The 25,119-nt window shown below is 46.0% G+C and carries 25 protein-coding genes and 1 tRNA gene; 5 read left to right on the plus strand and 21 right to left on the minus strand.

The window, feature by feature from the left end:
• Positions 1-25: 25 nt before the first annotated feature.
• Positions 26-985 carry a chemotaxis protein CheV gene (locus tag ACZ5NB_RS11490; protein WP_460233757.1) on the minus strand — a complete coding sequence of 320 codons (960 nt, stop codon included), beginning with the start codon at positions 983-985 and terminating at the stop codon, positions 26-28.
• A gap of 200 nt (positions 986-1,185) precedes the next feature.
• Here ACZ5NB_RS11490 and flgA point away from each other — a divergent pair, with 200 nt between their 5' ends.
• The 3 genes from flgA (at position 1,186) to ACZ5NB_RS11505 (ending at position 3,037) form a co-directional block, all read left to right on the plus strand.
• Positions 1,186-1,968: a flagellar basal body P-ring formation chaperone FlgA gene (flgA, locus tag ACZ5NB_RS11495; RefSeq protein WP_460233758.1), complete on the plus strand. Its 783-nt coding sequence runs from the start codon at positions 1,186-1,188 to the stop codon at positions 1,966-1,968.
• A 145-nt stretch (positions 1,969-2,113) separates the two neighbouring features.
• The gene (flgM, locus tag ACZ5NB_RS11500) at positions 2,114-2,428 is read left to right on the plus strand and encodes a flagellar biosynthesis anti-sigma factor FlgM (RefSeq protein WP_460233759.1); all 315 of its coding nucleotides are present in this window, start codon (positions 2,114-2,116) and stop codon (positions 2,426-2,428) included.
• Positions 2,429-2,548: 120 nt separating this feature from the next.
• A complete protein-coding gene (locus tag ACZ5NB_RS11505) occupies positions 2,549-3,037 on the plus strand; it encodes a flagella synthesis protein FlgN (RefSeq protein WP_460233760.1) in 489 nt (162 codons plus the stop codon).
• A 91-nt stretch (positions 3,038-3,128) separates the two neighbouring features.
• Here the strand turns inward: ACZ5NB_RS11505 and ACZ5NB_RS11510 are convergent, their stop codons facing one another.
• From ACZ5NB_RS11510 to arsS, 3 genes are all read right to left on the minus strand, one after another.
• The gene (locus ACZ5NB_RS11510; protein WP_464107546.1) at positions 3,129-3,797 is read right to left on the minus strand and encodes a TIGR04282 family arsenosugar biosynthesis glycosyltransferase; all 669 of its coding nucleotides are present in this window, start codon (positions 3,795-3,797) and stop codon (positions 3,129-3,131) included.
• The gene (locus tag ACZ5NB_RS11515) at positions 3,798-4,490 is read right to left on the minus strand and encodes a TIGR04283 family arsenosugar biosynthesis glycosyltransferase (RefSeq protein WP_460233762.1); all 693 of its coding nucleotides are present in this window, start codon (positions 4,488-4,490) and stop codon (positions 3,798-3,800) included.
• A gap of 62 nt (positions 4,491-4,552) precedes the next feature.
• On the minus strand, positions 4,553-5,566 hold the full coding sequence (arsS, locus tag ACZ5NB_RS11520) for an arsenosugar biosynthesis radical SAM (seleno)protein ArsS (protein ID WP_460233763.1): 1,014 nt from the start codon (positions 5,564-5,566) through the stop codon (positions 4,553-4,555).
• Between the two features lie 232 nt (positions 5,567-5,798).
• Here arsS and ACZ5NB_RS11525 point away from each other — a divergent pair.
• A tRNA-Arg gene (locus tag ACZ5NB_RS11525) sits at positions 5,799-5,875 on the plus strand.
• A gap of 137 nt (positions 5,876-6,012) precedes the next feature.
• Here the strand turns inward: ACZ5NB_RS11525 and ACZ5NB_RS11530 are convergent.
• From ACZ5NB_RS11530 to ttcA, 7 genes are all read right to left on the minus strand, one after another.
• Positions 6,013-7,593 carry an AMP-binding protein gene (locus ACZ5NB_RS11530; RefSeq protein WP_460233764.1) on the minus strand — a complete coding sequence of 527 codons (1,581 nt, stop codon included), beginning with the start codon at positions 7,591-7,593 and terminating at the stop codon, positions 6,013-6,015.
• A gap of 185 nt (positions 7,594-7,778) precedes the next feature.
• The gene (locus tag ACZ5NB_RS11535) at positions 7,779-9,023 is read right to left on the minus strand and encodes an MFS transporter (RefSeq protein WP_460233765.1); all 1,245 of its coding nucleotides are present in this window, start codon (positions 9,021-9,023) and stop codon (positions 7,779-7,781) included.
• A 93-nt stretch (positions 9,024-9,116) separates the two neighbouring features.
• The gene (gene ald / locus ACZ5NB_RS11540) at positions 9,117-10,211 is read right to left on the minus strand and encodes an alanine dehydrogenase (RefSeq protein WP_460233766.1); all 1,095 of its coding nucleotides are present in this window, start codon (positions 10,209-10,211) and stop codon (positions 9,117-9,119) included.
• Positions 10,184-10,726 (minus strand): O-acetyl-ADP-ribose deacetylase, encoded by a 543-nt coding sequence (locus ACZ5NB_RS11545; RefSeq protein ID WP_460233767.1) that lies wholly within the window; start codon positions 10,724-10,726, stop codon positions 10,184-10,186. The genes ald and ACZ5NB_RS11545 overlap by 28 nt, the downstream gene beginning before the upstream one ends.
• 197 nt (positions 10,727-10,923) lie before the next feature.
• Complete coding sequence (locus ACZ5NB_RS11550; protein WP_460233768.1) at positions 10,924-11,301, minus strand: hypothetical protein; 378 nt, start codon at positions 11,299-11,301, stop codon at positions 10,924-10,926.
• A gap of 161 nt (positions 11,302-11,462) precedes the next feature.
• Positions 11,463-11,831 (minus strand): hypothetical protein, encoded by a 369-nt coding sequence (locus ACZ5NB_RS11555; RefSeq protein WP_460233769.1) that lies wholly within the window; start codon positions 11,829-11,831, stop codon positions 11,463-11,465.
• 43 nt (positions 11,832-11,874) lie between these two features.
• The gene (gene ttcA, locus ACZ5NB_RS11560; RefSeq protein ID WP_460233770.1) at positions 11,875-12,822 is read right to left on the minus strand and encodes a tRNA 2-thiocytidine(32) synthetase TtcA; all 948 of its coding nucleotides are present in this window, start codon (positions 12,820-12,822) and stop codon (positions 11,875-11,877) included.
• A gap of 516 nt (positions 12,823-13,338) precedes the next feature.
• Between ttcA and ACZ5NB_RS11565 the strand changes: the two genes are divergently transcribed.
• Positions 13,339-13,992 (plus strand): flagellar brake protein, encoded by a 654-nt coding sequence (locus tag ACZ5NB_RS11565; RefSeq protein WP_460233771.1) that lies wholly within the window; start codon positions 13,339-13,341, stop codon positions 13,990-13,992.
• Here ACZ5NB_RS11565 and ACZ5NB_RS11570 read toward each other — a convergent pair.
• The 10 genes from ACZ5NB_RS11570 to ACZ5NB_RS11615 all read right to left on the minus strand — a co-directional run bounded on the left by ACZ5NB_RS11570 (position 13,967) and on the right by ACZ5NB_RS11615 (position 24,632).
• Complete coding sequence (locus ACZ5NB_RS11570) at positions 13,967-15,631, minus strand: SpoIIE family protein phosphatase (protein WP_460233772.1); 1,665 nt, start codon at positions 15,629-15,631, stop codon at positions 13,967-13,969. The genes ACZ5NB_RS11565 and ACZ5NB_RS11570 overlap by 26 nt on opposite strands.
• Before the next feature lie 53 nt (positions 15,632-15,684).
• Complete coding sequence (locus tag ACZ5NB_RS11575) at positions 15,685-15,990, minus strand: STAS domain-containing protein (protein WP_460233773.1); 306 nt, start codon at positions 15,988-15,990, stop codon at positions 15,685-15,687.
• A gap of 59 nt (positions 15,991-16,049) precedes the next feature.
• Positions 16,050-17,213, minus strand: a complete 1,164-nt coding sequence (locus ACZ5NB_RS11580) for a methyl-accepting chemotaxis protein (protein ID WP_460233774.1) — start codon at positions 17,211-17,213, stop codon at positions 16,050-16,052.
• A 196-nt stretch (positions 17,214-17,409) separates the two neighbouring features.
• Positions 17,410-18,414, minus strand: a complete 1,005-nt coding sequence (locus ACZ5NB_RS11585) for a tryptophan--tRNA ligase (protein ID WP_460233775.1) — start codon at positions 18,412-18,414, stop codon at positions 17,410-17,412.
• Between the two features lie 144 nt (positions 18,415-18,558).
• On the minus strand, positions 18,559-19,611 hold the full coding sequence (locus tag ACZ5NB_RS11590; protein ID WP_460233776.1) for a cyclic nucleotide-binding domain-containing protein: 1,053 nt from the start codon (positions 19,609-19,611) through the stop codon (positions 18,559-18,561).
• A gap of 89 nt (positions 19,612-19,700) precedes the next feature.
• Complete coding sequence (locus ACZ5NB_RS11595; protein WP_460233777.1) at positions 19,701-21,017, minus strand: M18 family aminopeptidase; 1,317 nt, start codon at positions 21,015-21,017, stop codon at positions 19,701-19,703.
• 6 nt (positions 21,018-21,023) lie between these two features.
• Entirely contained in the window at positions 21,024-21,896 is an 873-nt protein-coding gene (locus tag ACZ5NB_RS11600; RefSeq protein WP_460233778.1) for an NAD(P)-dependent oxidoreductase, read from the minus strand.
• A gap of 12 nt (positions 21,897-21,908) precedes the next feature.
• Positions 21,909-22,712: an undecaprenyl-diphosphate phosphatase gene (locus ACZ5NB_RS11605; RefSeq protein ID WP_460233779.1), complete on the minus strand. Its 804-nt coding sequence runs from the start codon at positions 22,710-22,712 to the stop codon at positions 21,909-21,911.
• Between the two features lie 66 nt (positions 22,713-22,778).
• Positions 22,779-23,516: a tRNA (adenosine(37)-N6)-threonylcarbamoyltransferase complex dimerization subunit type 1 TsaB gene (gene tsaB / locus ACZ5NB_RS11610; RefSeq protein WP_460233780.1), complete on the minus strand. Its 738-nt coding sequence runs from the start codon at positions 23,514-23,516 to the stop codon at positions 22,779-22,781.
• 189 nt (positions 23,517-23,705) lie between these two features.
• Positions 23,706-24,632, minus strand: coding sequence for a hypothetical protein (locus tag ACZ5NB_RS11615; RefSeq protein WP_460233781.1), 927 nt, complete (start codon positions 24,630-24,632; stop codon positions 23,706-23,708).
• Positions 24,633-25,119: the final 487 nt, after the last annotated feature.

The raw sequence follows: 25,119 nt of genomic DNA on the forward strand, positions 1-25,119 counted from the left end.
AAAACTCTGCCCAATTAGGCAAAGATTACTCACCATCACTTTCCAAAAGCCCCTGCGAGACTAAATATTGAATTCGCTGGTTGACACGAGACGCAATGTCATCAGGATAAAATTTAGCGATAAAATCATCCGCTCCGACCTTCGACACCATAGCCTCGTTAAAGACGCCACTGAGTGAAGTATGCAAGATAATATGCAAATCTTTCAGTTCTGGGGTATTCCGAACAGCCGCCGTAAAGGTATAGCCATCCATCTCCGGCATTTCGATATCGGAAATGATGAGTATTAACTCCTTGTTAGGGTCTTTACCATCCTCAATCATTTGCTTGAGGTAATTGAAGGCTTCTCGGCCGTCTTTTAACGTGGTGGTCGTCACACCAAGAGACTCGACAACCCGTTGGACTTGCTTCCGAGCAATGGTTGAATCATCCACAATCAAGATATGCCGATTCATACATTGCGATGCAAGATCATCATCAACCATGAAATCTTCGCTGACGTCTTCGGGCAACGGAGAGATTTCAGCCAGAATTTTTTCTACATCAATGATCTCAACTAATTTACCTTCTACTTCCGTAACTGCGGTCAGATAATTTGCATTACCCGCACCCTTGGGTGGTGGATGCACATCTTCCCAATTGAGATTGACGATACGTTCGACCGAGCGTACTAAAAAGCCTTGAATGGTGCGGTTATATTCCGCAATGATGACGAAGCTATTGTCAATGTCGTCAAGTGGCGCGTGCCCAGTCGCGTGGTTCATATCCAAAATAGAGACCGTGCCGCCCCGAATATGCGCGACGCCACGAACCACTGGATTACGTTTAGGTAATTCGTATAGGTGGGGGCATTGCAGTACCTCTTTTACCTTAAATACGTTGATGCCGTAAATCTGGTCTGTTGCTAACCGAAACAACAATAGCTCTAACCGGTTTTCACCAACCAGCTGGGTACGAGAATTAACGCTCTCTAAAACCCCTGCCATCGATAACCCCTTACATTAACCTGAATTCAAACGCACTGTAGCGGACTTTGGTGGCCACGCTATTCGGCACAGTGTTTGCAGAACCCTGTCATAGTACTAAGTAGCTTCAAATTCCAACGAATTTTTGACGCTAGCAACAACACTACAGACCCGACTCTAACAAGATTGTGGTGCCACTATTACTGAGCATAGGCTAGAAAATGAGACTGCGAAATGTTTATCACCTATTAACCTTGATGTTAGCTCATGCGAGTGCCAACGGGGGTAATTTCGAGAACTTAGAGGGAATTAATAGCCAGGCGCTAAGCTTTTTGAACGCCGAATATAGTATTGCGCTAGATGAACCAGAACAGAGTAGTCGCGAGATCAATATTGACGTCAAACCTTTGGATAACCGCCTAAAACTATTGCAATGTGACAGACCGTTGACGTTCGAGTTAAGGGATTCGGGCCAACGAGGAGGACGGGTATCGGTCAAAGCTCGCTGCCAAGGTAGCGTTTCATGGACTATCTATGTGCAAGCAACAGTCGCTATTGAAGAGTTCATTATGGTGGCTGCCGAGAACCTAGTACGCGGAACGATTATCGAGCCTAGGCATTTAACTAAAGTCTCTGTGGATACAAGCCGCCTTACACCAGGCTTCGCAATCGATAGTGACAGTCTCGTCGGGAAAGAAGCCAGCCGCAATATCCAACGGGGCAAACCCATTCGATACAGTTACATTGAGGAACCAATAGCCATCAAACGCGGAGATCTGATTATTCTCGAAGCGGCTGGATCCGGTATTTCAGTTGCGACGGAGGCTATAGCCATGCAGTCCGGCAGCATGGGAGACCGTATTCAGGTAAAGAATCAATCCTCTAAGCAAATTGTTAGCGGTCAAATAGTCGGAACGGGCCGCGTACGAGCTGGCCGAACTAGGGCATCACGGTTTGGTAACTCTTCTCAAGGTAATGACTCGCTTGCGGGAGTTGGTCATTAATGAATAACCATCGCTTTGAAAAAAAATTGTATTTTTTTCTAAAGCTTTGTTTTACTCGGTCGATAACCCAGTTGAGGGCCAATGTTTTTGGCTGTTTCGCCTCCCGACCGAGGCATTATTGTTCTCATTAAACAGGTAACAAACCATGGTAATTGATCCTAACAACCGGCTTAACGCAGGTGGCTCACAGAGCGCTCGCAATAAGGCTGCGACTGGCGTCAATCCATCGGCGAACAGTAAAGCCTCGTCAGAGAAAAGCGTCTCGCCAGAAACTGATAGTGTGCAGCTAAGCCCTGAAGCAATGGCATTAAAACGCCTCGAAGCGCAAATTAACGCTTCCCCCGATATCGATACCGCCCGAGTAGCCGCGATCAAACGTGCAATTGCTGAAGGTAGTTTCGAGATCAATGTTGAACGCATTGCAGAAAAAATGCTGCAAAACGACAACTTCCTCGGTTAGTTTATTCCACCCGACTAGTCAGCCCTGCTTGGCTGCCTAACGTCCTCGGTGTACCTCACATTGCATTTAGAACATGTCAGCTCTTAGCTTTCCTAGCTTTGTGGCATACGGAGGATGATTATGCAAATTCAAACAGATATGGCACATTTGAAAAAAATATCCGCACTTATTGAGCGCGACCTGAAGTCTAGTACGGCACTGATATCCCTACTTCAGCAAGAGCGAGAATTAATGATTACGCGACAGCGAAGTGCATTGCTGGACGTTGTCGAGCAAAAAAATCAGTGCCTTAGCCAGTTAGATCAAACTCGCATGGAACGTCATGTTTTATTGACGGAAATGGGACTCGACGCATCCGAAGCAGCTTGGAAAAACCTGGTTGAAAGTTTAACTGCGGATAACATAGCCGATGCTTGGGAAAAGCTAAAAACCACCCTGGCTGACTGTCAGCATGCGAATGCAGTCAACGGAAAAATGCTAGCTCGCAGCCGCGCAAGCATGGGACGGTTACTCAACCTATTGCGTGGTCAGGTGGAAGCGCCAGAGCTATACACCGCGAAAGGCGACACTCGAGGACAATGCGACTCTAGCACGTCTATTCAAGCGTAAGTATTTATACAGGGCGCAAGACAAGTCGCCTGTCGGCACCTAGCATGTGGAGTCGCTCTCCATCGCAACCAGGTTGCCTTATCGCGACAGGCTAGATGTAATCTTCCCACTGATGAAAACAAGCAGGTAATTTTTCACTACTGAGACGCCTAAGATCATCTGGCCGATCAATGTCATCTAAGTCAGCTAATAACGTATGGCTAATGTCTTTCTGTTGAAGACGTTCAAGGGTTTGCGCCAGAACGTTGTCGGTGCCCCACGCAATGTCTGAAAATATTGGGGCATATTGACTCACGCCTAACAAAACATAACCACCATCAGTCGCAGGCCCCAAAACGACGTCGTGACTCGACAGCGCATCCGTTGCGGCATGTAAATAAACAAGATTAATAAACGGGCAATCACTACCGACAACAATAGCCAAGTCAGACTGTGTTAAACCCAGATTCAACGCATTCCACATGCGTTGACCCAAATCCTCACCCTGCTGAGGAATTAGAGGTAAAGACAACCTATCTGACAACTGTACCAAGCGATGATCTTCTATGTCCCCCGCTACAGCGAGTAAACCCGTATGTTTGCGACGATCATGGCTACTAAGCTGGCAGAACTCATGTATCGTCATCGCCATAGATTCAACCATTTGCCAATGTAACCGCTGCCGGTCACCGAGTGATAACACTGATGACAAACGCGTTTTTACATTAGTAGATGCTGGTGATTTCAGCATTTGAACAACGGTTACTGACGGTGAGTACATTTACTTAGAGTCTAATTTAACATTGGGATAATAGGCTTTAGCGAGTTCTACCGGTTCGGCTCCGCAATAAAAACGAAAGCGCAACCACCACATAAGAAGAATGGTTTTCAAGATACCTCTGTCTTCCCAACGCCTACTCGAGGTAGTGACACGCGTTTTCATTACGTGAGGTGCCGAATGATTTTTTAGTATGCTCGAAAAGGCTACATCTTCCATTAATGGAAGATCTGGAAATCCGCCAAGCTCATAAAACAAGCGTGACTGAACGAAAATAACTTGATCACCCGTTGCAATTTGACTGAGGCGTGATCGCCAATTCATGAATGTTTCAACGACGCGCAGTAGTCGGTGTGAGCCGCTCAATCGCACGCGGAAAAATCCCCAGCCAACATGCTCATTGAGGGTCGCCAAAGAACCAGCCATAAAAGTGTCAGGTAGGTATGTATCGGCATGCAAGAATACCAACCAATCGCCTTGGGCATTCTCTGCACCAAGGTTCATCTGCGTTGAGCGCCCTCTTCTACTCGTTATTACTTTATCTGCATAAGGTCGTGCAAGCATCGGAGTATCATCCAAACTACCGCCATCAACAACAATAACCTCGCTGAATTCTCTGAGGGGCTGGAGACGCTGGAGAAACCCCTCGATAGCTGGTGCTTCGTTAAGAACCGGTATAATTATGGAAGCAAGCATTAATTTGGCCACTTACTTAAGCTACAAGAATGCAAGGTGCATTCAACGCAATTGAATATAATTTAACTTAACGCACCACTGCAGCTGCTACCCTGCCCCGCAGTACAACCGTAGCAATGCTCACCAATAATTATCTCATTAGGCATTTTCCCATCAGTGAGCAGATCTTCAATATGTAAACGAGAACGGTCGGAACCAATCACTTCAACGGATGTACTTGTATTTTTTGAGGAGCATTGTTGTTTAAATGGCATGATCGGCCAGTCGAGCATTTGATTAAAGTCGCAATCGTATACATAGCCCTGCCAATCAATACTCAACAAACTTTTGCACATGACATTATTTAGGTTTTCGTCACTGTAACTACTCTTAAGTAGTTGCATATACTCTTCGTACAGACCTTTGGCGAGCAACATGCCTCCAAATCGACTAATAGGCATATTGGTTATCGTCAGCAACGAATGGAAGTGAATGCCGTAATTGTCAAACAATTCACGCTTGTAATCGGCCTCTAGGCTTTCCTGTGGCGGTGGTAAAAAGGTACCGTTAGGATTGTATACAAGATGTAACTGCAGCTCTGAATCACGCCCGTAACCTAACGCATTAAGTTTTTGTAGCGCTTCAATTGACTGTTCAAATACGCCTTTACCACGTTGTTCAGCGACATTTTGTTCGGAATAACAAGGGAGGGAAGCCGTGACAATGACTTTTTCTTTCGCCAAAAACTCAGCAAGATCTTCATAACCAGGTTCGCACAGAATCGTTAGGTTGCATCGGTCAATGACATCAAGCCCTCGTTCACGAGCAGCCGACACCAAATAGCGGAAATGAGGATTCATTTCCGGTGCACCACCCGTGACATCAAGTGTTTTGACATTTAGTCGGTCAACCAGCTGTAACAGCTGATCAATAACATCTTGAGTCATCAGCTCGGTTCGCTTGGGACCGGCATTAACATGGCAATGCGTACAGCTTAAATTGCACAAGTAGCCGAGATTAACTTGCAGGGTATCGACTGTATGACGTTGGATGGTGGGAAAATCTGTTTGTTTGAGTAGTGGTTCGGTATCTAGCATGGGTATTGGCCAACAGCCCGTATGATGATCTCAGTAGCCTGCATCGAGATATAATATATGGCTCATATCGCGCAGGCTATCAGGGTTCGATTAAGTTCATATAGACAGCAGAGTGGTTACTATTTATCCACCGGGGATTGCCATCGATTTCTGCTACATCTAAACGACGAGGACTGCAGGATAGTTACAGATTTCCATCTGGATGTGAAGGCTTGCTATAATTGTCCCCCACGTCCCCGTGGCACAACTGGATAGCGCAGCCCCCTCCTAAGGGGCAGGTTGCAGGTTCGATTCCTGCCGGGGACGCCATAACCCTATGATGGCCCTCACCTATCGCATGTTACCTTCCCCAAAACGCCCCCTAGCACCCTTAGATTTATAGCGCCTACTGCAACAGAAAAAGTGTTATTGCAGGCTTGTAATGCAATAGTCAACGCTTTGGTATTCTAGTGTTTGCCGTTGAACTTCTCTCGCAATTGGCGGCGCTTAATTTTTCCGCCAGCGGATCGCGGTACCTCATCGATAAACTCGATACTTCGTGGCCGCATAAAGCCTTGCAACTTTTCTTGAATAAACGCTGTGATTGAATCTCGGATTTCTTCCGTGGGCTGTTCACCTTCATTTAATTCGATAACCGCTTTAATTTCTTCGCCAAACTCTTCATTGTCAACGCCAAAGGTGGCGACATCGGCAATCGCTGAGTGACGGGATAAGACCTCATCAATTTGTGCGGGATATACGTTAACTCCACCACATATCACTAGCTCTGCGGAGCGTCCTGTTAAGTACAAAAACCCTTCTTCATCGACATGACCAATATCACCCATTGTAAATAGGTTGTCGACATAAGTTTTAGCGGTTTTCTCTGAATCTCGAAAATATTCAAACTGCGTTTCTTTATCTTCCGGTGCGACAAAATAAACCGTACCATCAGAGCCAACGGGAACCGGTTGCTTATCATCATCGAGTATTTTTATCTCAGCATCTTGAGCCGGCTTACCCACTGTGCCTGGATGCGCCAGCCAATCTTGCGGGGTTGAAAAAACATAGCCGCCTTCAGTTGCCGCATAATATTCGTGAATAATTGGACCGAAGAATTCCATGGCTGCTTGTTTTACTACCACTGGACACGGCGCGGCACCATGAATTAAATAACGAAAGCTCGATAGGTCATACTGTTGTTTAACGTCATCCGGTAGCGCTAAAATTCGCTGAATCATGGTAGGCACCATATGACTGAATGTGACTTTGTATTTTTCAATAAGTCGTAATGTTTCTTCAGCGTCCCACTTATCCATAAATACACACGTGACGCCCTTTGCTAAAGGCAAGCCTAAATTAATGCTTAATGGAGCGGAATGGTAAAGGGGGCCGGTAACAAGTGACACATCGACACCAGGCTGAAACGCGCTTGTCTCATTAATTGCTTCACTCAACGGTGATGCCATGGGGCGTTTTTTTCGATAAACCCCTTTGGGCCGCCCAGTGGTACCCGATGTGTACAACATAATATTGCCACTAACGGGGTCTTCGATATTTTCCCCGCTATAGTGTTTTATTTTGGTGTTGTAGTCTGAAAAACCTTGTAGCTCACCTGACGTTGATAAACAAAGCGCGAGGTGGTTACTTTCTTTTACTGATGTGATGGCCGCAGTACCGAAACGCGAAGCATCAACCACCAATGCTTTGGCTTCACAGTTATTTACAATATACGCGATCTCATCATCGGTGAGATGCCAGTTGATGGGCGTCATACGGAAACCAGCGCGATAGCACGCGTATAAGGTTTCCATCATTTCGATTGAATTACCCGTCAGTACGGCGACGCCATCATCAGGTTGTAACCCATGTTCTCTAAATAACCGCGCAACTCTATTTGCGTTCGCATTTAACTCGTTAAAACTTCTTGTACCTTCAGCAGTAATGATTGCTGGAGTATCACCAAGGGTCGCGGCTAGTACGGCCATGCCCATTCCTAGCTCGGTTAAACGTTCAGCAACCGCTTCATCAAACGCAGGATTATTCATATTCGCCTCGGACATTGCACTTATATTTATTAATAGCTATAACGTCGATTATTATTTCTAAGCTGGAGGATTCAAGCCTACAGGCTTCGACGTAGCTTAACCCGAATGGTTCACAGGTTCTTAAAGTACACAAGCAAAAGACGGAATACTAGATATAGATCAAGAAGATTTTTTGAAAAAGTTGACTACTGGGTTTCCAACTTCGCAAACCCTTGTTTAGCTAGCAATAGTATTGCCATCACCAACAAAAATCCCAGCGCTGCGCTTAGTAAAACAGACTGTAGACTTGCTGACACTTCCAAAAGCCCAATACACCAAGCACCAACCGCTGGAATTCCGCGAAACTGCGCGGACCAAACACTCATCACTCGACCGCGAAAGTTATCACTGACGTAAGTCTGAATTAGCATTTGTGCTCCAGTACCAAATACAGTGACACAAGCAGATAAAATCGCAACACAAGACAAGGCAACATATAAATTATCTACATAGGTGAAAACCGCAAGCGCTATACCTGAAATTGCACTTACGACGTAAAGCGCAGTAACTAACCCTTGAGTTCTACCATGCAAAGCAATCAAAATGGCACCGACTAACGCACCAAACCCCGCCGCAGACGCAAGTGCAGCCAACCCTTCTGCCCCCATATTAAATACTTCGTCCGCCATGCCTGCAAACAGCTCTCGGTAAGGACGAATCAAGAATGAATAGAACGCGGCAAATAAAACAATACTGCGTAAGCCACTAGAGCGTATGATGGTGCCGAATCCATCGCGAAGGTCATACAAGAAGCTTTGCGGTTTTCGTTCGATAGGCGTTGTTGGTGGCATTTTAATACTGACGAAGACAAGCAGCAGCCCAAGGTAGCTTATCGCGTTTGCCACAAAGGCGCCCTCAACGCTGGCGAATGTAATGATGACGCCGCCAAGTGCTGGACCGATAAAAATTGCTGACGTGAACATCATCGAAGTGATCGCCACAGCTGCTGACATATCCTCTTTCGGCACCAAGTTCGGCATAATAGACAATCGCACGGGAGCCCAGACACCTTCTAAAATTCCCATTACAATGACAAACCCGGTCAGGATTGGAATACTGATCCACCCCATGTATGTCACCAGAGCAAGCAGAAGCGCAACAATGAGCAACAAGCCTTGCGTAATATTAGCTATACGAACTCTGTCGAATTTATCGGCGAGGGGGCCGGAGACAATACTAAACGTCATATTGGCTAATGCTTCAGCTAACGCAACAGCTCCGAGCCAAGCATAAGACTCCGTCAAGCTCCAAGCCAACCATTGGATAGCAATACGTTGTATCCAGAGCCCTAAGACAGATGCCGCGTGAGCACAAATATAAATGGCGAAGATTCGATGACGGAGTGCGCGACCAAAGCCACTGCGGGTGATAAATTGAATGACGCGGAGCATAACGACCTGTTTTGAAACGACAACGTAATGTCATCGCATACACGAATGAGGGTCGCAGTTTAGCACAGAGACTAAAGAAAAATTTCGAAGAAGTTAGCTTGTAAATAAATGTAAGTCGTGCGCCTTCGCCACCGCTTCATTGACAAGATGCCCTTCTTTAATATTTTCTCCACCAAGAAACATTCTCTCTTTAAGCGCTGACTTACCTTTGTCTGCGAGCCGCATCACGTACGGTAGTGTTGCATTACTTAACGCTAGCGTTGATGTTCTAGCCACAGCACCGGGGATATTGGCAACGCAATAGTGAATGATGCCATCCTCCAAAAATGTTGGTTCATCATGGGTTGTTGGTCTAGAGCTTTCAAAACACCCACCTTGGTCGATGGCTACATCAACTAAAACAGTGCCTTGCTGCAAGAGCTTAAGGTTCTCACGCGTCAGCACATGTGGAGCCTTGGCACCAGAAACGAGTACAGCACCAACGATCACTTGCGACTTTTTCGCATGATTCAAAAGCGCGCTTTGGCTCGATACTTGAGTAATCACTTGACTGCCAAAAAAATTTTCCGCTTTACGTAGTGCATCAATAGAACGGTCGATTAACGTCACTCGACCACCCAATCCGAGTGCAATCTTCGCAGCTTCAGTGCCAACCATCCCTGCACCGATAATGAGTACTTCTGCAGCAGGAACGCCAGTAACCCCTCCCATTAAAATGCCGTTGCCACCATAGGGGTTTGCCAAGTATTGGGACGCCGCCTGAACCGCATACCGCCCTGCCACCTGGGACATTGGCGCAAGCAAAGGAAACCCACCGTTTTCTCCAACAATAGTTTCGTAAGCGACGCAGCTAGCGCCAGTGGCCATTAAGTCTGTTGTCAATGATTTACAGGCAGCAAGATGCAGGTAGCCGAAGACTAAGTGCTGGTCATTAATGAGCGGAATCTCTTCAGGTTGCGGCTCTTTTACTTTGACGATGAGCTCTGCACCTCTGTATACACCTTCTGCTGTGAGAATAATCTCAGCGCCAGCGCGGTGATACATTTCATCGTTAAAGCCAATTGCAGCCCCCGCATTTTGCTGCACGAGTACTTTGTGTCCACATTCACATAACTGCCTAACGTTGTCTGGCGTTAGGCCGACTCTATATTCGTGGCTTTTTATTTCCTTGGGAATACCGATGCGCATAGGGACCCCGCTTGAGAGAGTTGTTGTTGGTAAAGAGCCAAAATGTCGGAATCAAAACAACAAAAGATGACGGTTTGTAGCGAGGAATCTTTCGATAGCGCATCGCGCACAGCTCCAACAGCAATCGGCACGGCTAACTTAATGGGAAAACCATAAACACCGCAGCTAATCGCAGGAAATGCAATCGAGTGAAAGTTGTTCTCTTCAGCGATGGTGATGCACGTTTGATAACAGCGCGCGAGAAGTTCTCGTTCGCCTTCGTTGCCACCTCGCCAAATAGGACCCACAGCGTGAATAATGGCTCTAGCCGGTAGGTTAAAGCCAGGCGTCAGCTTGGCACTGCCAGTGTCGCACCCCCCTAGCCGTCGGCACGCTGAATATAATTCATTGCCGGCCGCTCGATGAATCGCGCCATCAACACCGCCGCCACCAGCCAACCGCGCATTCGCAGCATTGACTATGGCATCAACATCTAGCTGCGTGATATCCCCTTTTACAACCTGCAATCTCGCCATACGCCCCCTGTTTATGTGGTTCACAACCCACACCCAAATATCGAAGACAAAGACTATAAAGGAGTATGGCAAAAACTAGACCATATATTAATACAAGATCGAATAAAGCCGGAGATAGACATTTAACGGCTAGAGAGGCCTATTGGAGTAGTTAAACGCGGTTGAAGCTCGACTTCTCCAAACTACAACCCCAGCGCTTAGTGGATAAGTACCTTATCTGTACTGCGGCGTCCCCTAGATTGGCGCCGGTCAGGCTGAATGGATGAGGCTCTGTAGACCGCGCGGCGATCAAAGAGCTGCCGACGCTTCATCGTGCGTCGCTCAATATGATTGCCATCGGCATCCAGCTCTTGCACCCAGGCCGTCCCCCCGGCTTGAGCTATTGCTTTAAGGTACCGCTCGGCTTCATCGTAAGCGACACCCTTCTTAATTACCACGGGGTCACCAGACGACATACGGTCCCACTGGTGCGGTTTAAGCCCGAATGTTTTACATAAACTTGCTCGCGTGGCTGCCGCTTCCTGGGCGCTGTTAAATTTATCGACGTAAAGCACTTCGTAATTTTGCTTTAACATGCATAGTTCTCCTGTGTTAAATCCACCGCTTTAATCAATATAGCTGGCTATCAGCGAGTTTGCAGTCCCGGAAAACTAAAAATTACGATTAAGAAATGAGAGAGTAGAGACGTTACTTTAAGAAGGGATGACAAGCTGTATTACAACCGAGAAACGACAAGCTAACTACGATCCGATGATCTGCGGCCGCGGTTACAACGGCGATCAGACAGCACGCTGCTGGCACGATAGCATTTGCGCCGATCTAAAAGCCCGCGGCGCTGAACGTGTCGACGATCATGGTACTTGCCATCATCTGCCGCCGGTTGGTACCAACATACGCCGCCAATACTTTCAATCACTTGCCTATAAGACTCTGCCTGTTTTTTGCCTTGGCGTTTTTTGATTAGGATTGGGTCACCCGCACTGAGCATATGGAGCGCACCATCAGACAAATTAAAACGCTGTTTAGCTTGACGATTAAAGCGAGAGACCTCACTGGGGTCGCGAAATTTATCGATGTAGATTACGTCGAATAACGGAGACTTCATTGACTTACTTTTGGCTGAATCAGTTGCAACGCGGACTGTAACATTAAAGTCGCACGTGCGGAATAAATTCTTCAACACCGGTGCTGTCGGACCGACCACCCTCTGGTACTCGTTGCGCCTCCGCACCTTCAAAGCTTTCGATTAAGGATAAGTCATAGTTAGGTTCAGTACTGCGATCGATCATAAGGTCAGCGAAATTAAACAACTCTCTGTCAGCCAATTGCGATGGAGACACCTTTTGCAAGGCAGAGAATATCGTTTCTGTGCGCCCTGGAAACTCTTTTTCCCAGCCCATCAACATATGTTTAATGTTTTGCCGCTGTAGATTCTCTTGAGATCCGCACAAATTACAGGGAATTATTGGGAACTGTTTAGCGTCGGCGTAGCGAATCAAATCTTTCTCGCGACAGTACGCTAAAGGGCGAATGACAATGTTACGTTTGTCATCCGACAGCAGTTTAGGTGGCATGGCTTTTAAACGACCGCCATAAAACAAATTGAGAAACAAGGTCTCAACAATATCATCTTTATGGTGCCCTAACGCAACTTTGGTCGCCCCAATTTTTTCAGCAAAACCATATAGCGTCCCACGGCGAAGCCTAGAACACAGGCCACATGTCGTCTTACCTTCAGGTACAACTTCTTTGACCACGCTGTAGGTATCACGCTCAACGATATGGTAGGGAACGCCTAGACGATCGAGGTATTCTGGAAGTACATGCTCAGGAAAACCCGGCTGCTTTTGATCCATGTTCACCGCAACAACGTCGAACTCAATCGGCGCGGTTTTCTGCAGATTGAGTAAGATGTCAAGCATGCAGAAAGAGTCTTTCCCTCCAGACAAACACACCATGACCTTATCGCCATCTTCGATCATTTTAAAATCGACAATAGCGGTGCCCACATGGCGGCGTAAACGCTTTTGCAGTTTATTGAACTCCAAGCGTTCCTTTGCGCTTGAGACCCCCGACAATAACTCTGTATTAACCATAATGTCCAATTAAAAAGTTAATTATGCAACCAAAAGGCAGAACTTAAGAATGGCGTGTATTGTAGGGGTAATTGACGAGAGTTTGAATGGTTAAATACGCGAATCACTCAGTGTCGCATTTTCGGCACGCGCTATTTAGCCCGTGACAACATTCCGGCACCGTTGGCGGTGAATATTAGTCGCTATCAGTAGAGACGGACCCAACCTAGCCAGATTGAGGCAAACCTCTGCCGCTTCGAGTCAACCTATACTCCGGCAACCATGGCCGTGACAGCGCCTTGCATTGGCATATTGATTGCTCTAACGAACTTAGGCAACACTTTTTGAGTCTCGCTTAATAGCAGCGGATATTTTGGAGCATCATTCTTTATGTATCGTCAGGCATCATCGTTAATGAGTCTTTTTCAAAAAGACAGGCAGCACTCCACACAGTCAAGTCAGCATCGAGCTCTCGAGCGAGAATCAGTTCAGGAGCGACTTGCTCCATTGTTCCAACTCCAGCAAACTAGACAACTCTTGGCCGTAGACATCCTAGATGGTTTTCACCCCAACAGCTACCAGAGCATGATTGTCGGCATCGATGTATGGGACGATACACTGTGGCTAGATAGCTTTACCCCAGAGAACATCTATGAGCCAGTCAAAATTGGCGACAAACTGACGATACAGCATCGTCAACACGGCCAGATTCTAAACTTTCAGGGCCACGTAAAAATCATTACCGACGACCGATACCCCCTTGTTGGTATCACACTCCCTGCCGAGATTGGTTATCGATCCCGACGCTTATATCCCAGGTGGCAGCCCGACGCAGGCCATAATGCGATCTGTCGCGTAACCTCTCCGATAGGTATTCCTTGGAGTGCAAAAATTATCAATTTATCAGCAGGAGGAGCACGGCTCGCGATTGCAGGCAATTTGGCGTCCCAACTGTCACGCGGTTGCTACTTTAACAAGTTACAGTTTAATTTAGATAACGCAGTCCGTCTTGAATGCGCCGCCGAGCTTAAGACATCGCGCTTCGCTAGACGGCCCTACGAACACACCCTACTGAGCATTTCACTGAGAAACATTGCGGTCAGTGATAAGATAAAAATACAAAATTATGTCTGCTATCAACTCGAAGCTGGAAATACAACGCTCATCAATGCAGCGGATAAGATACGGTAACGGTCCGGCCACCATTCGAATAGTAGATGTTCTCGCACAGAGACATGAGTAAGTTTAAGCCGCGGGAATGAGCGAGCTGATCTCCTGCGCCATTACTCATCACCGAATAATCGAACCCGTCTCCGCTATCAGTCAATTGAATATTAAGGCATTCATTCTCGGCCACCCAAACCTTAATCTCTAATTCCCCATCGGATAGCCCGTCGAGCAATGCTTTACGCATCTGATAGTACCGAGAAAAACCATCTTCTTCATTTTTGATCGCCGAATCTAGCTTTAATAGGCCATGCTCTAAGGAGTTGTTATAAAGTTCACTGATAATTGTAAACAAAACGTCTCTATGATCTTTAGCAAACTGCACACTACTAATGAGCCTAACGATTTGCTCAATAGTATTCGTGTTGCGGAGCTGTTCAGCGGTTAATTTAAGGACTATATTCCAAGGCAGGCATATGGGCTTACTTTTTTCATTATCGCCCTGAATTTCACCACCGAAAGTTACGGGTTTACCAATAATCTCAACCAAGGAAATATCATCGGTTTGGGCGGTACCTTCATGGTAGCGCTCTATTTCGTCAGAGATTGCATCGACGGATGGTCCACGTGTTGTTTCCAAAAAGCTAATGAAACGCTGTTCACCATACATTTCGCCAGCCCCATTGACCGCTTCCACAATACCATCGGTATAGGAGTATATTCTCAAACCTGAGACGGGGGTAATGAGCTCTACCGAATCTTCAAATTCACTATCGGACAATACGCCTAGTGGCATATGTTGTGATTGAACTTTACGAACTATTTTTCCTCGCTGATTTAACAACAACATATCATTCATTCCACCACACCAGGCCGTAAGGCGATCACCGGACCTATCCAGTTCCAAAATGCTGGCACAGAAAAACATGTTCGGAGGCAAAATATTTTGCAGCTTTCTATTAATTTCTCGAGCTATATGACCTATTCCGGCTTTCTTTTGCGCCATAGCATAAAAAATATCGGATACAGGAAGGCACCCTATTGCGGCAGATAAACCATGCCCAGTAAAGTCCCCAAGAAGCACATACACGCCACCGAGAGGACTGCGAGAAATCAACAACAGGTCTCCGTTGAACATGGACATTGGCGAAACATGGAAATTAACATTATTACAATGTTGCTCCATGCGCTGCATTCCATTGCTAAACACGGTTTCAACAATTTTGTGCTCTCGATCCATTACACGGCGGTGATAACTTAACGATTCGTTGCTGGCCTTAAGTTGATTGTGTAATTTGACGGACCTCTGATGAGCACGTATCTTCGCGAGCAATACGTTTTCATTCACAGGTTTTGGCACAAAATCATCACCGCCTATTTCTAAGCAACGGGCCAACGTCTCCTCATCATCAAGTGCCGTAACGAATAGTATGGGAATTAGGTTATCTTTTGCTATATCTTTAATTGCCATGGCAGCGGCGTAACCGTCCATGACAGGCATGTTGATATCCATCAATATCAAGTCAATATCGGGGTCATCGCGATAGGTGTCGACAGCGACCTGACCATTTTCGGCTTGCGCATACCGATATCCATGGTCATCCAGCATAAACGCTAAAAGCTCCCGGTTGTATCGGTGATCATCTACAATCAATATTTTCACAATCTACTCTTAACTCTAACTACAGAAGCTTTAAATAATGAGTTTATGATGTGTTAACTAATATCAAACTTTTTATCAAACCGAGAGATCATGAATATTTTTCTTATGTCGTTGTTAGGGTTAATTAATTTAATCTTACACTGACTATTCTGGACATGCTTTTGTAAGTTTATAAGCATTCCTAACGCGGAACTATCAATGTACCGAGCATCTCTAAAGTCCACAACAATATTTTCGTCGGGCTTTGGCGTAAACTGCTCGTATGCTCTCCTGAAATCTTCCACACAATTAAAATCAAACGTTTCATCAAGCGTAATGAGAAACTCTCCTCGCTCATTGTTACTTGTACGAATTGTCATGCTTTCACCGTCCTATACATTCTTACCACCAACTTTTATCCCGACTTTCATCGCCTACATTAAAACAATTCCGCATCACTCGAATCATCACCTTCTGTCGTATTGTTTCCATTTTCAGCCATGTGATTCTCTACTAATGCCAAAGACTCTGAGAACAATTCATCCAAACTCTTTCCGTGTGGATTTACTTTAGTTGCCATGTCTAGTGCATTGCAATATTGATCAATACGTTGCTTTATTCGGCCTGTTTTTTGCCCTACCAAATCTGCAAACTGTAGCGCCGTAATAGCGCTATTCACATCCCGACCAATCCCTTCGCTAAGGCTAGAAACCTCTTTAACACCCTCCGCAATACTTGCATTGACCTCTTCTAGCTCTGCTAGCATGCTATCCAAATGGCCTTTTGCGTCGATTGCTATATTCATATCTAGGGATGCTATCTGTCCAACCACCGCTTCCACTTTGGTAATTGTTTCTTTCGCTCCCTCAGCCCTATTTCTAATTTCTGCACTTAGGTTATTGGAGTCTTGCGATAGCTTTCTCACTTCGTCTGCAACCACCGCGAACCCTCGCCCTGCTTCGCCTGCCCGTGCAGCCTCAATTGCCGCATTGAGTGCGAGCAGGTTGGTTTGATCGGCAATTCCTCGGATATCAGCAATTAACACAAACATTCCATCCAGCTGGCGAACCATATCTTGAATGTTGTGAACGGCTTGCACGCTGCGATCACTAACATCAACAAACAACTGCACATAGTCATCCAATATTCTGCCTACTTCTCTTGCAAAATATTTTAACGTGACGTCTTCTTCGCCATCGTCGTGCTTACTACCCGCTACGCGCTCCATAACCTGGACCATCAAACTATTTTCACGTGCTGTCTTTTCAGACATACCTTGAAAACTTTCGTACAACGCACTAACGGAGGTGTTAACAATGCGGTAGGTCTCTTCGGCCATTTGCGAAGTTTCTTGGTTTAAGGATTTCACGTAGCCGCTGTTTACTTTCTGGAATTGATGAACCGATGAGTACGTTTCGAGGTTGGCAGTTTGATCCGTGGTGACATCAGCGGCATTACCCACTTTTATCAAGACCGCTATAGCAACAAACCCAGCTGTGAGAATGCCTGCTAGTACATGATTTGAATCTGCGAAATACACCCCCAATAGACAAGTGATCCACATAACCAACAAAAAATAATAACGCGCTGCGACTGACATCATGAAGCCGAAGTTCCAGATAGCTCTATCTACTTGATTTACATGAAAAAATCAAAGGTCGTACCGTAATGCGTTACGGCACGACCTACTCTTTAAGGTTAGACCTGGAATGGCGGGCCTGCCAACCAAAAGGCGCTGACAGTTTTGAAATAAAAAGTGGGGATTTAATTTAGATTGTAAGGTCGTCTACTCTGGATGATCAAAGGGGACGGATGCCAATGGCTTTACGTAGCTCCTTCATAAATGGGCTACTAATAAAACGCGCTTTCTCCGCCCCGGCTTGAAGAGCCGATTCAATTTGAGCGGGGTTCGCTAACAACTCTTTATACCTCTCCCGAGGTTCCGCCAACTGATTATTAATCAACTCAAACAACTGTTTCTTTGCTTCTCCCCAAGCGATACCATCGGCAAATGCTTGTTTCATGTCGTCGATCTGTTGTGGGGTCGCAAAGGCGCGCCAAACTTCAAATACAGTTGAATCATCTGGATCTTTGGGGTCACCCGGCTCAAGAAGATTTGTCTTAATTTTATTGATATGTTTTTTTAAGGGCTTTTCCTCTAAAAACAGCGGAATCGTGTTGTTATAACTCTTACTCATTTTTCGACCATCCAGGCCGCTGAGTACTGCGACACTTTCGTCAACTACGGCTTTTGGTAGTACGAAATGTTCGCCAAAATGATGATTAAAACGAGCCGCGATATCACGTGCCATTTCAACATGTTGAATTTGGTCTTTACCGACAGGCACTTGATGCGCATTGAACATAAGAATATCCGCTGCCATTAGCACAGGGTAATCGTACAGCCCCATGGTAACCGCAGCGTCTGGGTCCTCACCTGCTTTTTCATTAGCGTCCACTGCTGCCTTGTAGGCGTGGGCCCGATTCATTAACCCCTTTGCGGCCATGCAGTTGAGAAACCAACATAACTCTGTGATTTCTGGAACATCCGACTGTCGATAGAAGGTTACCGCATCTGGGTCTAAACCTAGTGCAAGCCAAGTTGCTGCAATTTCGCGAGTAGATTGATGAATCAACTCGGGGGTCTGACATTTGATCAGAGCGTGATAGTCAGCCAAAAAGAAAAAAGCTTCATACTCACCTGTTTGCGAGGCTTGAATCGCGGGGCGAATTGCGCCCACATAATTGCCTAGGTGGGGTGTACCTGTGGTTGTAATGCCGGTTAAAACTCTTGGTTTAGTCATGCGAAAACGCCCTACTTCAACCCGTGCTTGTTTACGCTCTCGCCTAAAAGTTGACGTATAACGACATTTACACGGGTATAGATCTCAAATTGGGGCGTAATGATACTAGAATTATATCGGTGAAAGCTATTGAGCGCTTGCCCTTCAGCTATGGATATGGTGTTTGTTGGCCTCCTGCAAAATAACAGCGGTATATCCCGCCTGGCCAATTAGGTGAGCCGCTACCTCGCTGCGTTTCTCTCCGTCGTCGGTAACTATATAGGTTGTTCCATGATCCAAACTTCCAACCCGCTCGCGTAGCTTAGATAATGGGATGTTTATCGCCCCTTCGACATGACTAACCCGATACTCGACGGGAAGCCGAACATCAACCAACTGGTACGCCGCGCCATCACGTGCAAATTGATTAAAGGCAGAGACGTTAATATGACGAATTAGAGGATCATGTAACAGGTCTTTAAAATCATCGCGCCCCAAACGCATGACTACGCCAGGTTGCGTCATCATAACAGTCGCATTACGCACACACTCACCGACCAACGCCTCTTCACCGAAATAATCGCCACTTTCTAGAGTCGCCACCAATCCTTTTATGCGTGTTGTCACATCAACCACGCCTCGCTCGATGACATAAAAGTAGTCTCCAGATTCACCCTCCCTAACGATAGTATCCCCGGACTCACACTCGATCGGTTCAAAGCGATGGAATATTTGCTGTAATTGAGCTGGTGAAATTTGAGTAAATAGCGGAGCTTCTAATAAGCTACTCATCCAGTCAGTATCATCATCCATACCTGGAACTTTGAGTTCCTCTCCAGGCTGCGTGGTATTGATGTGACTCAAGTCGGTAATATAACTATCGCCCTCAGCAAGCGCTTTGAAGGCTGCAGGGTCGACGACTAATAATTCAACCTCGGATTTCGCCTGAGCAGAAACCGGTGACGGAGAACCCTCAACCAGTACCAACTTCTGCCGATCACTGCCGGCTTCGACACTTTCACAATTGAATTGGCTATCGACCAAGTCAACATGCCCAGATATCAGATAGCAATAACTTTCTATCGACTTACCGCGTTTATGTATAAAGGTACCTTTTGGGAGGGTAGACAGAGTCAGGTACTCTTGAATCCGTTCAACTTGTTGGGGGTTAACATCATCAAATGCACTAAAGTGCCGTAAAACTGCCAAATCGATCACACTTTTCTCCTGCTAAAATGCGTATCGCTAACTTTAACCGAAGAAGGTAAAAGGTTAAATCGGGTATTTTTGACAGTTGTGAGCTAGACCTAGTTTTTAACTATTGGTGAGGCATGGAACTGCTTTAGCACCTTAAATAAATAAAATGCATCCAATGTACCCGCCAATTCACGAATAGAGTGCATGCCAAATGTAGGGATACCCACATCCAAGGTTGGGACGCCAATCGCGGTCGCAGTAATGGGGCCAATTGTACTTCCGCAGGCCATATCCGTTCTGGTTACAAAGGTTTGTACCGGCACATCAACTTGTTCAGCGAGATAGTTAAACTGGCCATGTGTATTACTATTAGTGGCATAGCGCTGATTCGCATTTACTTTTACGACAGGCCCCTTATTTAATAATGGCCCGTGGTGTTGATCATGTTTATCCGCGAAATTTGGGTGGATGGCATGCGCATTATCGGCTGACACAAGTAAACTTTTTGCAATAATTTGCTGGCGCTCACTTTCATTCGATACCAGACGCGCAATGAAATCGGCAAGCATTGGCCCAGCAGCACCGCTCGTTGACTGGCTACCCACTTCTTCGTGGTCATTGCAGACGAGCAAGCAGCTTTGTTCACCATCGGCCTCTAACATGGCTTCCATACCGACAAAACAGCTTAATAAATTATCTAATCGCGCACTCGCAATGAAATCTTGACGTAACCCGACTAGCTGAGGTGGTTGAAAGTCATAAAAGCTAAGCTCGTGACTTAATATTTTACTGACCTTGCTCTCAGGCTGCTGATGACGAATTTGTTCAATCAACAGATCTGAAAACTGCACTTCGTTATCATCGTTGACAATGGCCAGAACAGGTGGGATATCTTTTTGCGCGTTAATTGAACGACTATTGTTAGCCTCTCGATCGAGGTGAATTGCCAAGCTAGGAATGATCGCGATCGGGCGTTTAAAGTCGATCAAGCAACTGCCAATCACACCAGACTCATCAACGAACGTTACCCTACCGGCTAGCGACAGGTCGCGGTCAAACCAAGGGTTAAGTAAAGCACCTCCGTATACTTCAATACCAAGCTGCATTAGGCCCTGCCGAGTATATTGGGGGTTCGGTTTAACGCGCAGACAGGGACTATCAGTATGGGCCCCCACCATGCGAACACCACTTTGCAACAACGGTTGCTTACCGTAAATGAAGGCGATCACACTGGAATCATTACGCACGAAAAGATACTTTTCGCCAGGAGTTAGCGCCCAACTCTCTGCCTCATCAAGTACCTTAAACCCTGAACTACGGAAGCGATCAACCATCGCCTGTGTCGCATGGAAAGGAGTTGGTGACTGCTGTAGAAATTTCAGCAATTGCTGATTAAATGAAACAACCGCCGTCTCTTGATTATTCATAACAACCTATTTCAGTTTTTTAATTCGGGCAAGCAAACTAGATGTATCCCAACGCCCGCCTCCAAGTGATTGGACGTCGGCATAAAACTGATCAACCAAGGCTGTAACAGGTAATGTAGACCCGTTACGCGCAGCTTCGTCTAGCACCAAAGCAAAATCTTTGCGCATCCAGTCAACAGCAAACCCGTGCTCATAACTCCCTTGTTGCATGGTTTGCCAGCGATTTTCCATTTGCCAGGATTGTGCTGCGCCTTTCGTAATGACAGACATTACCGCTTCGAGGTCTAAGCCCGCGTTATCTGCAAAATTGATCGCTTCTGACAAAGCCTGAAGCAGCCCACCTATGCATATTTGATTAACCATTTTACACAGTTGGCCGCTTCCTGCGGGGCCGAGTAAGCGAGCCATTTTGCTGTATACATCAAAAATCGGAGCGGCCTTTTCGAACGCACTACGTTCTCCACCTGCCATTATGGTTAGCTGACCATTCCTTGCGCCCGCTTCGCCACCCGAAACAGGTGCATCTAAGAACTCTATTGAGCACGTTTTTAATGTTTCACTCAACTCGCGAGCAATATTAGCCGAGGCCGTTGTATGATCAATCAATAAACTGCCTGCTTGCATTGCTGTCACTGCACCCTGCTCTCCCAACAATACGTCACGCAAGTCATCATCATTACCCACACAGGTGATCACTACATCTTTGTCTTGCGCCGCCGAGGCAGGCGTTGGGGCGTGCTGACCACCGTATTGCTCAACCCAAGAAACCGCTTTGGAATGCGTTCGATTGTATACCGTGACCGCATAACCTGCATTTTTAAGGTGACCAGCCATAGGCGCCCCCATGACACCCATGCCTATAAACGCTACAGACAGCATTTTCGTTTCCATTTAAAGGTTAGTCAGTAAAAGGATTCCTAGGCCTACGCCCAATAGGAGCCGATAAACGACAAAAGGTAACATGCCGATACGGTTAATGACGTTCAAAAATACGGCGATACAGCAATAAGCGCTTATACCGGATAGCACAACCCCCAATAAAACAAAGCTCCATTGCGTATCTATACCGTTGGCGAGCTTGATCGCCATTAATAGACCGCCTGCGGCAATGATTGGGATAGACAATAAAAATGAGAATCGAGCAGCGGCATCACGCTGTAAACCTAGCAACAATGCCACAGAAATAGTAATTCCGGAGCGTGAGGTACCCGGAATTAGTGCTAACGCTTGCGAACACCCGATAACAATCGCGAGGCCAAGCGTCATCTGTGCGAGCTCAATGGTTTTTTTTCCGCGGATATCACCCCACCAAAGCACAAACGCAAATACGATAGTTGTCAGCATGATAACGAACGTCGTGCGAAAATGCAGTTCGATAAAGTCGTTGAATAGGACCCCGCATAGCCCCGCTGGGATGGTCGCAATGATAATATACCAGCCAAGTCGACTATCATCGGTTTGCTGCCTCTGCACAAAACTAACGCTCCAGGCCAGCAACACCTGCCAAATATCTTTGCGAAAATAAATCATTACTGCCGCCAGTGAACCAACATGAACGGCTACATCAAACGCTAAGCCTTGATCAGGCCACCCTAAGACCTCTTTAGGCAGTATTAAGTGTGCGGAACTAGAAATGGGTAGAAATTCTGTAATGCCTTGGATCAAGGCCAATACAATGACTTGTATATAGTCCAACTATTTGACTCCCCAGAATAAGATGATGCAATTTGACAGCTTGATAGAAGTACTGCCCAAACAATGTCACGATCGTATTTTTTCTCTTTTTTTCCAGCTAACTTCATTGCGAACGTAATGAGGTTCTGCCTCTAATGCAGAAACTGGCTCGTTATACTTCAGGTATTCCTCAGCCAAAATCAATAAGTCCCGCGCTTGAGGATAAACAGCCGCGTCAATAGTTAAGTTTTCGTGCTTTCTATTGAGAGACGATAGAGCTTCGTCATCTAACAACCCCCATCCATCCCCGATCAAATGAACCTGTTGAAAAGAACCTGTTTCGATCAGCTGCTCGACTCGAACAATAACAGCGCCCATCGAAGTCACTTTGTCACTGTCCTGGCGCAATAGTGTTTGATTTTGCTGGTTTTCAAAAGTAGACCAATAAACCTCTCCCATACGTGCATCAAAACAAGGAACAACTAACGACTGAGCAGCAATGTTCTTCGTCCGAACACCAGTTTGCGCACACGCCAGCATAGTAGAAATGGGGATGACAGGGATATCAGAACCAAAAGCTAGACCTTGGACAGTACCCAAACATATTCTTAGCCCTGTAAATGAACCCGGACCGGCGCTGAATATAATACCGTCTAAAGCGCCGACATGAAGGCCGCTGCTGACGAGTAACCGGTCAATCATTGACAGTAGACGTCTAATATGGTCTTGAGGGGCTAAAATAAACTCGTCTACGATTTGGTTGTAGTTTCTGACCGCAACAGAACAGGCGGAAGATGAAGTATCGATGGCTAGCAGCTTATTCATACGGTGGGTTAATTCAAACGTTATTGTCGCTGGCGGCTCTTAAAAAGCTTGGTGAATCCGCAATATTATAAAGTATCGGTTGGCGAAACGCGCTCTTTGGTGATTAAAAATCGCTGGTGCCATAACCCAAAAAACCCCTGCTGCATCGCAACAGGGGTTTTTATGAGCTTTCGCTGATCTAACGAAGAATTACTTCTTCTTCGCTGGACGACCGCGACGCTTAGCACCAGCTTTCGCCTTTGGACGACCGGCCTTTTTAGGACGACCCGCAGACTTCTTAGGACGACCAGCTGCTTTCTTGGCAGTTGCTTTTTTGGCAGTTGCCTTCTTCGCTGGACGCTTCTTGGTAGCTTTTTTAGCTTTCGCAGCCGCTTTCTTAGCAGTAGCTTTCGCTTTAGCAGCCGCTTTACGCTCAGCAGCTTTGGCTTTAGCAGCCGCTTTCTTAGCAGCAGCTTTAGCTTTAACAGCCGCTTTGCGCTCAGCTACTTTAGCTTTGGCAGCCGCTTTCTTAGCAACCGCTTTAGCTTTGGCAGCCGCTTTCTTCTCTGCAGCTTTTACCTTAGCAGCCGCTTTCTTCTCTGCAGCCTTGGCTTTAGCAGCTAGCTTCTTAGCAGCAGCCTTAACTTTCTTGGTATTAGCAGCAGTGCGCTTCTTCTTCCACTTAGCTTCAAAGCTCTTAAGAGCAGCAGCTAAATCAGAATCAGCTTTAGCAGCCAATTTAGCTTCCATATCAGCTAATTTCGCTTTTACTGCTTCTTGAGCAGCTTGTGCAGCCGCTACAGCTTTCGCCTTCGCTAGTACTTGTTTTGCTTTCGCAGCCTTTTCACGCAAGCCTTTAACTGCAGTGCTAGCTTTGGTAGCAGCCTTAGTGGCAGCCGCCGCAGCGCGCTTATCAACAGCTTTTTTAGACTTAGCTGCTTTCTTCTTAGCAGCAGCTGCTTTCTTCTTGGCCGCTGCTTGGGTTTTCGCAGTTCCTGCGATTTCCTTTTGCAACTTAGCCACAGCTGCTTGAGCTTTAACTACCGCTGGTGAAGCTGGTTTGGTAGTACGCTTTGCAGCTACGCGACCCTTAGCAGGCGCTTTTTTTGCTTTTCTCTTTTTTGCCACTCTAGCCATTTCTTTTCTCCTCAACAATGAAAGCCGATCGACTAAACAACTAAAACAATAGCACAAATTGTGATCGTCAATGACGTCGGGGCGAATATTATTTAAAAATTAACCGTTTTGCACGCATTTCGCCATTTTTTTTAGCTAAAAACACGTTTTTATTGAATATTTTTAAGAAAATTCAATTTAAATTGCCTAATTTCCCATTTCTTCAAATAAATGAAGATGCTTCCAGCTATTTTAATATCAACTTTATTACCTGTTCCTTTTAATAAGAAAAGACAAATTCAAAGTTACAAAACAACTTGGATGATGGATAAGAGCGCGGTAATCCAAACAACAAACTTAATTATCGTGTTTAAGGGATGTATTGATTTCGAGGGATCTAAAGGGTGATTTTCATTTTGTTTGTCAGCCAGCAAATACTCAACGGTACGAAATCAAGGATAAATGTCGCTTCAACTGACAAAAATCGTCAATTTAAACGTTAGGATTA

The organism is Aurantivibrio plasticivorans, assembly GCF_055392955.1.